Source organism: Flavobacterium sp. FG68 (assembly GCF_057808895.1).
On the sequence record NZ_JBMDIY010000032.1, the window covers coordinates 1 to 11,463 of the forward strand.

The window sequence follows — 11,463 nt, forward strand, 5'->3', positions numbered from 1 at the left end:
TTTTGGGGTTCAAAATAAAAGATTGGAACGGATAGCGGGATTAAGCTCCTTATTAAAAGTAAATTCCAAATTTTTTAAATTCCAAATTCCAAACTCAAAAGGGCTTCGACTTCGCTCAGCCTGACACTTTCTATATATTAGGTATGGGTTAATTAGATTTTTTTTATACGTGACGTAGACGCACTGCTGTGCGTCTCTACGGAAAATTGGGACGTAGTTATAATTTTGTACTTATATATATAAACAACAAACCCGACAGGTTTTTTAAACCTGTCGGGTTATGAGAATGAAACTACTCTTATATATAGTATACTTATATAAGTATACTTTCATTTAGGCTATCAATTGCTTCTTTTGTGATTTGAATGCTTTTTAGTTTTGCCTGATGATCGAAGATTGGACTTGTTACCATTAGTTCATCGATTCTTGCGTAGTCGATAAACTTTTTCAAATCGGTTACTAATTGTTCTTTGTTTCCTGTGAAAGTTCCAGCTGTCATTTGATTAACATGGAAACGTTCTGCTTCGTTCATGATATCATCTAGTGACGGAACTGGCGGCTGTAATCCTTTACGATCGTTTCTAATTAAGTTCAGAAACATTTGATACAAACTTGTAGACAATAATTCTGCTTCTTCATTGGTATCTGCTGCAATTATATTCAGACAAGCCATTGTTTTCGGTTTATCTAAATATTCTGAAGGCTGGAAATTTTCGCGGTAAAATTCAAACGCCTGAATCATCAGTTTTGGCGCAAAGTGTCCGGCAAAAGCATAAGGCAATCCGTAGGCTGCGGCCAAAGCTGCACTGTCCATGCTTGATCCTAAAATCCAGATTGGAACTTTTAGTCCTTCAGCTGGGAATGCTCGAACTTTTCCTGTCGCATTTTCGCTTGAAAAATACTCTTGAAGCTTACTTACGTTTTGCGGGAAACGCTGTGCCTGCTCGAAAAAGTCTTTTCGAATTGCTTCCGCAGTTGGCTGATCTGTTCCGGGTGCTCTTCCTAAACCTAAATCGATTCGGTTTGGATAAAGTGTTTCGAGTGTTCCAAATTGTTCTGCAACTACTAAAGGAGAATGATTCGGCAACATGATACCGCCAGAACCTACTCGGATATTTTTGGTCTGACTTGCCACATAACCAATTAAAACCACTGTTGCTGTACTTGCAACGTGTGCCATATTGTGATGTTCTGCAAGCCAAAATCGCTTGTATCCTAAAGTATCTGCTAATTGCGCTATGTCTTTTGTTTTTTGAAATGTTTCTGTGGCATTGCTATCCTGAGTGATGATAGCGAGGTCTAATAATGAGACTGAAATTGGGTTTTTCATATAAAAAAATGCTAGTCGACAAAATTAACTCATTTATACGGATGCCTTTTGTTTTCTAATGTTAATAGATTTATAATATTTCTGAAACGCTTCAAAGATATAATTTTTAACAATTAATTATTGTTTTACGATAATTAATTATACATTTGCAATATCAATCTAACTTTTCTATATATGAAGACAACTCATATTGTATCCAGAATATTATTTTACTTTACCCGATTTTTGTCTGTGGTTTATTTCTTTTTGGCCGGATATTCTGTTTTTACATTAATTACAGGATTGTTTCTGACATTTAAAGACAACGGAAAGTATTTTCAGGTTTGTTATCCTTTTACTTCTCATCCTTTAATGATTGGCGATTACAATCTGCCGTATATTCTTTTTGATTTTTTGGCTCCGTTGAGTTTGTACGGCCTTTTCTTTTTATTGAGCAGTAATGTTTTTAAAGTGTTTTTTCAACCTAAATTATTTACTGTAAATGGAATTTCTCATTTAAGGCGTTTCTATTTATCCAATTTATTAATTCCAGGTATTGTAATATTTGTGGCTTTCTTTTTTGTTCCGCTGGATAATGAAGTTTCGCTTTTTATTCTATTGCACGGAATGCTTGGTGTTTTTGCTTACTTTTTAGCGGCCATTTTTAAACAAGGTTTAAACCTTCAGAACGAACAAGACTTATTTATATAACTATGCCAATAATTGTAAATGTTGATGTAATGCTTGCTAAACGTAAGATGCAGAGTAAAGAGTTGGCAGAAAAACTAGATATTACGCCTGCCAATTTATCGATTCTAAAAACTGGAAAAGCAAAAGGAATTCGGTTTGATACTCTCGAAGCTATTTGTAAAATATTGGATTGCCAGCCTGGCGATATTTTAGAATACGTGGCAGAATAGCTTTCTTTTAAATTTTATTTCACTCTTAATAAATCGGTTTTTGAAGCCGAGAGGTAATCTATTGCCTAATTTTTTCAAATCATAATTTAATTCAATCATCAAAATCAATCAAAAAATGAACAGTTTATCAATCCAAAATCTCAGCAAAACGTATGAGAAAGGCACAAAAGCGATTGACAATTTATCGCTTGAAATTACAAACGGAATGTTTGGTTTACTTGGCCCAAACGGCGCAGGAAAATCGACTTTGATGCGAACTATTGCGGCTTTGCAGGAACCCACTTCGGGAAGTATTGAATTTAACGGAATCAATATTCTGGAAAATCCAATGTTCATCAGACAAAATCTGGGTTATCTGCCACAGGAATTTGGCGTTTATCCTAAAATTTCTGCTTATCGTCTGCTCGATCATCTGGCGGTTTTAAAAGGAATCGTCAATAAAAAGGAACGTCACGATCAAATCTTGTATTTATTACAGCAGACGAATTTATTGCAATACAAAGACAAAGCGGTTCATTCTTTTTCCGGCGGCATGCGTCAGCGCTTTGGAATTGCTCAGGCTTTACTTGGAAATCCGAAGATAATTATTGTGGATGAACCTACTGCAGGACTTGATCCGGAGGAAAGAAACCGATTTAATAATTTGTTGAGTGAAATTGGCGAAAGCATTATTGTGGTTCTATCGACGCATATTGTGGAAGACGTTCGCGATTTATGTCCAAAAATGGTGATTATCTCTAATGGAAAATTGATTTTGGAAGGAAAACCAAACGAAGCCATCGATTCTTTGAAAGATAAAATCTGGATGAAGGCGATTGATAAAACAGAACTGAAAGACCATCAATCGAACTTTAATATCATTTCGTCCAACTTAAATTCAGGGAAAATCAATATTCATGTTTTCTCAGATGAACGGCCAGATTCCGATTTCGAATTGATATCGCCAGATTTAAGCGATGTTTATTTTAGTGTTTTAGCTCAAAATCAACTTAAAAAATAGTGTTATGCTTTCTAAATTAATTCAATTTGAATGGCATAACAATACCAGAAGCTGGACTTTTTATGCCACGTTTATCATTTATTTGGTTTTAGGATTTTTTGTGAGTGCTTTTGCCAATTTCTCTTTTTCGGGTGCTTATAAAAATAGTCCGTATGTGCTTACTTATGCGATTGGCCTGATTTCGTTAATGACGATTTTTTCGATTACGCTTCAGGCTGCGCAGCGTTTTTTAAAGGAATATGAAACGAAATTCGATTCGATTATTTTCTCCTCTCCTATTTCTAAGTTTCAATATTTGGCTCCAAAATTTATTACTGCGTTTATAATCGCCGTAGTTTCTTTTGGTATGTTTATCGCGGGAATGATCATTGGACATCAAATGTCGTGGCTTTCTAAAAGCGAAATTGGTCCTTTTGAAATTATAAATTATCTCTGGCCGTATTTTGTAATTGTGATTCCGAATATTTTCCTGTGTCTTTCTATATTGACGGCTTTGGCCTGGCTTACGAGAAGTAAACTTTTTATTTATGTTGGCGGTTTATTAATTTATATCTTATATATCGCGGGTTCGATTTTTTCGAATTCGCCGATATTTGCAAATGCTTCTCCATCTTCGGCGAAAGCTATGTCTTTGGCAGCAAAAATAGATCCGTTTGGTTTGGCAGCGTTTTTAGAACAAACGAGATATTGGACTTCAATTGAAAAAAATACCGAACTGGTTTCGCTTTCGGGTAACTTTTTATTCAACCGATTATTGTGGATTTTGGTTTCACTGTTTTTGCTTTTTATTTCCTATCGCTTGTTTTCTTTCCGAAAAACGAAATCCAAAAAGGTAAAAATGCCTAAAGTTATTTCAAAACAAGCAAAAGTCTTTTCTTCGGAAATTCCAAAAAGCATCGAGTTCAAAACTTTCAGGCATAATTTTGCTGTTTTTAAAAGCAATATCAAACTGGATATTTTTTTAGTTCTAAAAGGAATTCCTTTTTTATTGATTGTTCTTTTATTTTCAGGATTATTGGCAATCGAAATTTCGGATGAAATTGACGGCGGAATAAGATTAGCGGAAAAAATTACAGATACTGCTTTGATGATTTCCACCATAATGGATCGCCTTCCTTTTATTCTGATTTTAATTCTGCTTTTTTACAGCAGTGAATTATTAAACCGAAGCGAAAATTCGAGATTTGAAATGCTGGAAAATACAGCACCGCATTCTCAATTTATAGTTTTACTATCAAAACTAACGGCACTTTTTATTATCCCACTAATCATAATCAGCATTAGTATTTTGATTGGATGTGCCTTTCAGATTGCGAATGCCAATGCTCCAATTGAAACTGGTCTTTATCTTTCTTTGTTTTATTATTTAGGATTTCCGTTGTTGCTGATTTCAATTCTAGTAATTGCGATTCAGACTTTTATTAAAAATAAATACATCGGACTTTCGGTTGCTGCTTTTGTCTGTATTTTGTTTTGTACGGGAATTGGAGAACAATTGGGAATTTCGCATCCTTTACTTCGATTTGGAGATGCTTTTAAAAGAGAGTATTTTGATTTGAATGGTTTCGGAAAATACACTTTCCCGTTTCATATTTCGATGTTGTACAATTTCGGATTGGCTTTACTGCTTCTTACTTTGACTGGAATTTTGTGGAAAAGAAACGCTTCAATTGTAAAAGCTTTTAGAAGAAATTCATTTAATGGCATTCAAAAAGTAACTTTCTTCTTGGGAATTATTCTTTTTATTGGTTTTGGAAGTTATCTTTTTTATAAAACGAATATCGAATATCCATATTTGACCGAAGACAATCAGAATAACTGGAGCGAGCAATATGAAACTCAATTTAAAAAATATACCAATCTTGCGCAGCCCACAATTGTTTCTGTAGAAAGTAAAGTTGATTTATTTCCTGATGAAAATCGTTATAAAGTAAAAGGCGTTTATGAATTGATCAATAATTCTGAAAAATCAATTGATAGTTTACTCCTATATATAGATCGAAATTCAAAACTGACTTCTGTTGAAATTCCGAATTCTAAAAATCTCGATGATGTTTCGGCATTTCATCATTATTGGTATCGATTGGAAAAACCTTTGTTACCTCAACAGAAAATGAAAATGAGTTTTTCTTTTGAGTCGTCGTGGTCACCATTTAAAGGACATACTGCCTTTAATTCTATAATCGAAAATGGTTCGTTTATGCGAATAAGCCGTTACTTTCCGCTTTTTGGTTATCAGGAATCAAATGAAATCAGCAGTAAAAAAGAGCGAACAAAAAGGCATTTGAAACCGCAGACGCCTCTTAAAAAACTGGAAGACAAATCGGAAATTAAATATGATTTTATTGATTATGATGCTGTGGTTTCGACTTCTGAAAATCAAACGGCGATTGGTGTTGGAGATTTAATTGGGAATTGGAAAAAAGACAACCGTAATTATTTTCATTATAAATCTAACGGTAAGATTCCGTTTCGATTTGCTTTTTCTTCTGCCGAATATGAAATTCAAAAAGCCAATTATAAAGGTATTTCTATTGAAGTTTTTTATGATAAAAGACATTCCAGAAACATCAAAAAACTAATTCAGGATGTAAAAAACACTTTAGATTACTGCCAGAACAATTTTGGTAAATATCCGTATAAAACAATTCGCTATGCCGAAGTTGCTGCTTTCGCCGATGGATTTGCTGCGACTTCTTATCCGTCTACGGTTTTTATGAAAGAGAATTTCGGATTTTACAGCAACCTCAACAATAAGGATAAGGAAGATGTAATTAATCAATTAACGGCTCATGAATTGTCGCATGAATGGTGGGGAAATTCACAAATAAGTCCGGAACAAAAAGAAGGAAGCTGGATTTTAACCGAAACTTTGGCGCAATACACAGAACTTATGCTTTATGAAAAAGAGCATGGTTTGGAAAAAGCGCTCGAAACTTTAAAAATTCATCTGGATTTATATTTGAGCAGCCGAAGTTATGATCCTGAAACACCTTTGTATAAAACGAATTACGATACACCGCATTTACCTTATGATAAAGGAATGCTGGTAATGCATCAGCTTCGGATTTTAATTGGTGAAGAAAAAGTAAATCTGGCTTTGAAAAATTTTCTGAATCATTATAAATATCCAAATCCGTTTCCTGATTCTGAAGCTTTATTAAAAGAGATTTATGCTCTTACGGATAAAGAGCTGTATTTAAAATTAGATGAAATGTTTAAGCAGATTATTACGTATTCTTCCAAAATAGAATCGGTTTCAAGTATTAAGAAAACTGGTTTTTATGAAGTTTCTTTTAAAGCTGATTCTAAAAAGTATAAGGAAAATGCAAGTGGAGAACGAAAACAAATTGTAAACGATGCCACTATAGATATTGGTATTTATGATGAAAACGGAAAATTGTTTCGTTTCCCTTTCGCTATCAAAAACAATAAAATTGAAGGCAAAGTTAAACTCAAAACAAAACCTCAACGCATTGTTATTGATCCGTATTTAATGAACATTGATACTTTTATAAAGGACAACGAGAAGGAAATTGATTAGTCTTTTTGCCACGAATTCCACGAATTTTCACTAATTATTTTTTTGCCACAGATTAAAAGGATTAAAATGATTTTTTGCTTACGCTAAAGTTTATCCTCAAAGTAAATAATCCAAATAATCTTTTTAATCTGTGGCAAAAAACTTTTACTTCAGCTGAATTAAAATCTGCTTGTGAGTTGTTTTTCCATCGTCTTTAATTTTTAAATCTTTATTTGATTCGATTTCAAATTTTGAAGAAGTATCGATTGCTAAAGAAATATCTTTATTTCTAAAAGTTTCTGGAATTTCAGGCAGTTCAATTTTAACTTCTATTTCTTTATTTTTTTGTTTGTAATCGACTTTGATTCTGTCTCTTAACCAAATGTATTCGTAAACTTCCTGCCACGGCGCCATCCAGATTGAATCGTTTCCTTTTACGCCGTATTTATTGGCAAGCGTTGTCATATAGTATTTAAAATCAGGAAAACGCATGCTTAGATTCCACAGATTTGAGTTTCCTGTTCCGTGGGTAAATTCGTTAAACCAAATTGTATTAGGTTGTTTTACAATTGAATCTATAGTTTTTAAATAACGATCCATCGTTTTAAAACCGATTGTATCTTTTGAACTCTGCACAAAAGTTCTGGCCGTAATCATTTTATCTAGATTTACTTTTGAATCGACATTAAAAACGGGTCCAACACCATAATAAGATGCTACAGAAAAATGTCCGTTATTAAGTGCCTCTTTTTCATATTCCAAATAATATTTCTCATCACCTTCTCCGCCCGGAACCACAAAATGAGACATAGTAAAATCCAGATTTTGTTTTATTGAAGTGGTGTTTTCGGTTACTTCTGTTTTATAATTTGTTCCGTGTTTAGTGGCATGATGAAAACTGTGATTCAAAATATCCCAGCCCGCATTGTACATTTCTTTAATTTCCGACCACGAAAGATGTCCGCGATTTGCCGGTAAATCACGAATTGCGCCGCCATTTACTGCCAAAGCCAATTTAAACGGAATTTTATTCCCGAATCCGTCTGAATAAAAAAGACCTTTTGAAATTGTTCCGTCTCCGCCCTGATCGATTTTCCATTCGTTTTTATCCGGACTGCTAATTTTTCCTCCATTCAATAATGGAAAAGCCGTTAAATAAGCAGATCTATAGCCATCGTCAAGCGTAAAACTGTAAGCAAAATGTTTATTGAATTTTAAAGGAGCTGGTTTTATTGTGACTTTAACATCTGATTTTAATTTGATTTTAAAGGAAATGGTTTTAGCTTTTGAAGAATCTATTTTGGTATTAAAATCATTTGCAAAACAAAAAGAAATCGAATTAATTAGGAGAACGAAAGTGAATAAAAAGGATTTTATTCGGGAATGTGGTATTTTCATTTTAAAGTTAGAATTAGAGATTCTAAAGATACATATACTTTAAAATAAATTGATAATTGTTGAGTGTAATAATTGAACGCGGATAAAACGGATTCACTTCGTGAAGACGCGGATTAACGCTGATCTTAAAAAAATCCGTTTTTATCCGCGTCTTCACGAAGTGAATCCGTAAAATCAGCGTCTAATTTTAGTAACACTTAAGGATTCAAAAAGAATGATATTTCAACAGATTAAACATATTTAACGAAATATAATAGTTCTCTATAATTCAAAATAGCAGCAAATCCTCTATAATCAACACTTCGCAAAAGGGCATGTAGATTGTATTTTAAAATACAACTAAAAATCCTGCTATGTATCTATCTAATACAAAAACAATTGTGTTTATTTCGGGAGCTTTTGTGAGCCATTTTTATTGGGAAGAATGGATCGCTTTTTTTGAAAATAAAGGATACAAAGTTGTAGCTCCGCCCTGGCTGCATAAAAATGATTCGGCTGAAAATTTAAGAAAACTAAATCCGTGTGTAAAAACTGGATCTATCAGTTTGTTTGATCTTTTGTGCTATTATACCGAAATTATTGAAAAACTTCCGGAGAAACCTATTTTAGTGGGACATTCTTATGGCGGACTTTTAGTACAATTGCTGGTTCAGAAAAATTTAGCGGAAGCTGGAATTTGTATCAATTCCTTTCCGCCCAAAGGCTTTACATCTTTAAAAATTTCCTTTTATAAAATTATTTTGGGTTTTTCGTGCGACATTTTTTCTTCTAAAAAAACTTTCATTTTATCATTCGAAAACTGGAAAAATATATTCTTCAATATTGCATCAATTCAAGAACAAAAAGCAGAATATGACAAATTCATTATTCCTGAATCTAAAAAAGCTTTGTGGAATTTATTTTCAAAAAATGCTAAAATCAATTTCAGAAAAAAACATGTTCCGCTCTTTTTTATTTCTTGTTCTGAAGACCAAATTATTCCACCAAAATTGGTTCATTGGAATTTTAGAAAACATAGAAATCTACATTCAATAACTTGTTATAAAGACTTCAAAAACAAAAATCATTTTGTCATACTTCATCCCGAATGGCAGGAAGTTGCAGAAAGTGTCACAAGATGGATTGAAAAGGTTACTTAACTTAATTAATTTAAACACATAGAAACATAGGTTTTACTGGTTTGAAAAAGGCGTTTCACTTGCACTAACAAACATAGCTATGTGTTAGAAACTGGTTTCTTTTAATTTTCTTTTTATAGATAAAGAAAAACTATGTTTCTATGTGTTAAGTTTTTATACGGTAGATTAACTTATTTCTCGCTTAATTTCTAATTTCTTGATTTTTGAATTTAAGGTTGAAGGATGAATGTCTAAAATTTCGGCCGCACCGCCTGCGCCGGAAATTTTTCCGTTACATTTTTTAAGGATATATAAAATGTAATCGCGTTCATTTTCTAAAATGGTTTTAATTGAAAAAGAATCGGTATTTTGCTGTGCGTGCATTTTTGATGAAGGCGAAAATTCAATTGCTTTAATTGTATTTCCTTCTGTCAATAATAATGTACGCTGGATAAGATGCTCGAGTTCTCTAATATTTCCCGGCCAATCGTAATTTGTTATTTGCTGTAAGGCATTATCAGAAAGCATTGGCACTTTTCGATTCATTCTTTCGCTGTAGATTTTTATAAAATGATCTGCTAATTCGGGAATATCTTCTTTTCGTTTTTTTAATGATGGAACTAGAATTGGAAAAACATGAAGTCGGTAATACAAATCCATTCTAAAACGTCCGGCAGCCACTTCTTCTTCCAGATTTTTATTGGTTGCAGCAATAATGCGGACATCAATTTTTATTGGTATAAGTCCGCCAACACGTTCTATTTCACGTTCTTGTAAAACACGCAATAATTTTACCTGAAGTTCTAATGGCATCTCTCCTATTTCATCCAGAAAAATTGTTCCGCCGTTTGCCAATTCAAATTTTCCTATTCGTTTTTCTAAAGCTCCTGTAAAAGCCCCTTTTTCATGTCCGAATAAAAGAGATTCGGCAAGGTTTTCAGGAATGGCACCACAGTTTATAATAATTAATGGTTTGTCTTTTCTTGGCGATAAATCGTGAATGCTTTTGGCAATTTTTTCTTTTCCGGTACCGCTTTCTCCTAAAATTAAAACGGAAGTATCTGATGGTGCTACTTTTTTAATGTAATTAAAAACCGTTATCATTTGTGAACTGTTGCCAATTATTCCTTCAAAACCAGATTTTGTATTTTCGGTTTTTTCTTTTTTCTGCGGAATTTCTTTTGTTTCTAAAATTGTTGCTGCAGGCGAATAAAAACGGGAAATAAATTGTGAAAATGTATTTTCAAGATTGGATAACAGTTTCAGATTTTCATCGGAATAAACATTAAAATTACGGCTGTAAAACGTAAAACAAAAACGCTGTGAAACTGCAATTGAAAGCGGAAAAACCAAATACGATTTGATTCCGAAATTATGCGAAATAATTCCTTTTATCGGCGCAGCCTGAAAATTATTAATCAGTGATTCTTCACTGTAAATAACTGGTTTTATGTCTATTTGAGATTTTATGTATGTTTCGTTTAACTCTTTTATGGATATATCGGCAATTTGAGAAAACTTTTGTACGCTTATAATTTGGTACTGATCGATATTTTTTCGGATGATTCCGAGGTTCGAATATTGTTCTGCATTTACAAATCCAGCTTCTAAATAATCAAAGCAAATAAACGTTTGAATGATTTTAGCAAAAGCCAATAAAGCTTCTTCTAGTTTTAGGTTTGAATTGATTAATTCTGTAATCTCATTTTTCAATTCCAGTTGCTGCATTAACTGCGATTCGAGACTGTATTTTTGTCTGTAAAACGCGATTTCGAGCGTTGTTAGAATATCTTGTTCCCTAAAAGGTTTTACAATAAATCCGTATGGCTGTGTAGTTTTGGCCTGATCCAGGATTCTCTTGCTTGAATTTGCCGAAATAAAGATAAAACCGATATTTTTTTCCTTTAAAATATGTGCCAGATAAATTCCGTTTTTATCTCCTTTGAGCATAATATCCAAAAATACCAAATCTGGTTTTTGGGTCTGAATTACATCCAAAGCCTGATCGACAGAACGCACAATTCCTATAACATTATAATTTGCTTTTTCTAGTATTAACTGCAAATCATGTGCTTCAATAAATTGATCTTCAACAATTAATATTTCTTTTTTAAAGTCGGTTTCGTCAGATTGGGTGCTTTTATCAGACAAGGTTCCCATAAATGTAGTATTATTTATATTATAATTTTATAATT

8 protein-coding genes are annotated in these 11,463 nt (G+C 33.0%); 5 read left to right on the forward strand and 3 right to left on the reverse strand.

The window, feature by feature from the left end; genetic code table 11:
* Window positions 1-313: 313 nt before the first annotated feature.
* On the reverse strand, window positions 314-1,330 hold the full coding sequence (locus ACODSB_RS18415) for an LLM class flavin-dependent oxidoreductase (RefSeq protein ID WP_488938110.1): 1,017 nt from the start codon (window positions 1,328-1,330) through the stop codon (window positions 314-316).
* A 174-nt stretch (window positions 1,331-1,504) separates the two neighbouring features.
* On the opposite strand from ACODSB_RS18415, the gene ACODSB_RS18420 reads away from it, so the two are divergent.
* The 4 genes from ACODSB_RS18420 (at window position 1,505) to ACODSB_RS18435 (ending at window position 6,773) form a co-directional block, all read left to right on the forward strand.
* The gene (locus ACODSB_RS18420; RefSeq protein WP_488938111.1) at window positions 1,505-2,020 is read left to right on the forward strand and encodes a DUF2975 domain-containing protein; all 516 of its coding nucleotides are present in this window, start codon (window positions 1,505-1,507) and stop codon (window positions 2,018-2,020) included.
* 2 nt (window positions 2,021-2,022) lie between these two features.
* A complete protein-coding gene (locus tag ACODSB_RS18425; RefSeq protein WP_012024053.1) occupies window positions 2,023-2,229 on the forward strand; it encodes a helix-turn-helix domain-containing protein in 207 nt (68 codons plus the stop codon).
* Window positions 2,230-2,344: 115 nt separating this feature from the next.
* Entirely contained in the window at window positions 2,345-3,229 is an 885-nt protein-coding gene (locus ACODSB_RS18430) for an ABC transporter ATP-binding protein (protein WP_488938112.1), read from the forward strand.
* Window positions 3,230-3,233: 4 nt separating this feature from the next.
* Window positions 3,234-6,773, forward strand: a complete 3,540-nt coding sequence (locus tag ACODSB_RS18435) for an ABC transporter permease/M1 family aminopeptidase (RefSeq protein WP_488938113.1) — start codon at window positions 3,234-3,236, stop codon at window positions 6,771-6,773.
* Between the two features lie 144 nt (window positions 6,774-6,917).
* On the opposite strand, the gene ACODSB_RS18440 is transcribed toward ACODSB_RS18435, so the two are convergent.
* Window positions 6,918-8,150 (reverse strand): polysaccharide deacetylase family protein, encoded by a 1,233-nt coding sequence (locus ACODSB_RS18440; RefSeq protein ID WP_488938114.1) that lies wholly within the window; start codon window positions 8,148-8,150, stop codon window positions 6,918-6,920.
* Between the two features lie 353 nt (window positions 8,151-8,503).
* Here ACODSB_RS18440 and ACODSB_RS18445 point away from each other — a divergent pair, with 353 nt between their 5' ends.
* Entirely contained in the window at window positions 8,504-9,289 is a 786-nt protein-coding gene (locus ACODSB_RS18445; protein WP_488938115.1) for an alpha/beta fold hydrolase, read from the forward strand.
* Between the two features lie 165 nt (window positions 9,290-9,454).
* Here the strand turns inward: ACODSB_RS18445 and ACODSB_RS18450 are convergent, their stop codons facing one another.
* Window positions 9,455-11,428 carry a sigma 54-interacting transcriptional regulator gene (locus ACODSB_RS18450; RefSeq protein ID WP_488938116.1) on the reverse strand — a complete coding sequence of 658 codons (1,974 nt, stop codon included), beginning with the start codon at window positions 11,426-11,428 and terminating at the stop codon, window positions 9,455-9,457.
* Window positions 11,429-11,463 lie beyond the last annotated feature (35 nt).

Excerpts from the sequence above, each read along its gene's own strand:
- ACODSB_RS18415 (WP_488938110.1), bottom strand. The coding sequence starts at position 1,330 with ATGAAAAACCCAATTTCAGTCTCATTATTAGACCTCGCTATCATCACT.
- ACODSB_RS18420 (WP_488938111.1), top strand. The coding sequence starts at position 1,505 with ATGAAGACAACTCATATTGTATCCAGAATATTATTTTACTTTACCCGA.
- ACODSB_RS18425 (WP_012024053.1), top strand. The coding sequence starts at position 2,023 with ATGCCAATAATTGTAAATGTTGATGTAATGCTTGCTAAACGTAAGATG.
- ACODSB_RS18430 (WP_488938112.1), top strand. The coding sequence starts at position 2,345 with ATGAACAGTTTATCAATCCAAAATCTCAGCAAAACGTATGAGAAAGGC.
- ACODSB_RS18435 (WP_488938113.1), top strand. The coding sequence starts at position 3,234 with ATGCTTTCTAAATTAATTCAATTTGAATGGCATAACAATACCAGAAGC.
- ACODSB_RS18440 (WP_488938114.1), bottom strand. The coding sequence starts at position 8,150 with ATGAAAATACCACATTCCCGAATAAAATCCTTTTTATTCACTTTCGTT.
- ACODSB_RS18445 (WP_488938115.1), top strand. The coding sequence starts at position 8,504 with ATGTATCTATCTAATACAAAAACAATTGTGTTTATTTCGGGAGCTTTT.
- ACODSB_RS18450 (WP_488938116.1), bottom strand. The coding sequence starts at position 11,428 with ATGGGAACCTTGTCTGATAAAAGCACCCAATCTGACGAAACCGACTTT.